2 protein-coding genes are annotated in these 1,165 nt (G+C 60.9%); both read left to right on the forward strand.

Going from position 1 to position 1,165, the window contains the following annotated elements; genetic code table 11:
* A partial coding sequence (locus A3754_RS21560; protein ID WP_156497139.1) for an MFS transporter occupies positions 1 to 401 on the forward strand: 401 nt, incomplete at its 5' end.
* 90 nt (positions 402 to 491) lie between these two features.
* Entirely contained in the window at positions 492 to 1,007 is a 516-nt protein-coding gene (gene ssb, locus A3754_RS21565; RefSeq protein WP_063521300.1) for a single-stranded DNA-binding protein, read from the forward strand.
* Positions 1,008 to 1,165 lie beyond the last annotated feature (158 nt).

Below are 1,165 nucleotides of genomic sequence, written 5' to 3' on the forward strand. Positions count from 1 at the left end.
TGCCCTCACTGGTGGGGCGTGCTGCCCCGGCCGGCACACGGGGAACGGCCATGGGGGTGTACTCCACCAGCCAGTTTCTGGGTGTGTTTGTCGGCGGGCAAATGGGGGGCGCGCTGTATCAATGGGTGGGCGCGGAAGCGGTTTTTTATGGCTGCGGGTTGCTGGCGTTGATCTGGTTGCTGGTGCTGGTGGGCATGAAAGAGCTGCCCAAGCTGGATAACCGGGTCCTGCCGTTGTCTCCCGGGCAGGACTGGCAGGCCCTGGCAGAGCGGCTGAAATCCGTGCCCGGGGTGGTAGAAACAGTGATTGTGGAAGAGCAGGCCCTGGCTCTGCTGAAGGTGGATGCCGGCCAGCTGGATGAACAACAGTTACAGGGTGTCGCCGGAGCCGGACAAAGCTGACACAATGGACAGCTTGATTGAGTTTGTCGTCCAGCGGCGATGACGAGAAGATAGACAGTAGTCAGACCATAAGAAGTCACGGAGAGAAACATGGCGCGCGGCGTTAACAAGGTAATTTTGATTGGTAACCTGGGGGCGGATCCGGAAACCCGCTTTATGCCCAGCGGTGGCGCTGTCACGAATGTGCGGCTGGCCACCAGCGAAAGCTGGAAGGACCGCCAGAGCGGCCAGATGCAGGAACGCACTGAATGGCACCGGGTGGTGTTCTTCAACAAGCTGGGTGAAATTGCTGGCGAGTACCTGAAAAAAGGCTCCAAGGTGTACATCGAAGGCTCTATCCGTACCCGCAAATGGCAGGGGCAGGACGGCCAGGATCGTTACACCACGGAAATCGTGGCCAACGAAATGCAAATGCTGGATGGGCGCGGTGACGGTGGCGGCCAGGGCGGCGGCTATGCCCAGTCTTCTGCGCCTCAAGGGAACCAGGGCGGCTACGGCAATGATAGCCAGTCCGGAGGCGGCCAGCCGGCGCAGAACCAGAATAGCAACCAGGGCGGCGGTTTCAGTGGCCCGGCGGATGACTTCGACGACGACATCCCGTTCTGATCGGCTGACAGGAAACCGGCTCCGTTATGCCACGAAAAATAACACTGGCGCTGCTTTTCAGCGCCAGTCTGCTACTGTTCTTGCTGCTGCTGATGCCGGCCGCTGTGTTGGTGGAGCGTGTCCCGCCCTTGCGGCCCGGTGGTGCCCCCTTGGTGCTG

The sequence above is a fragment of the Alcanivorax sp. HI0083 genome, from assembly GCF_001635175.1.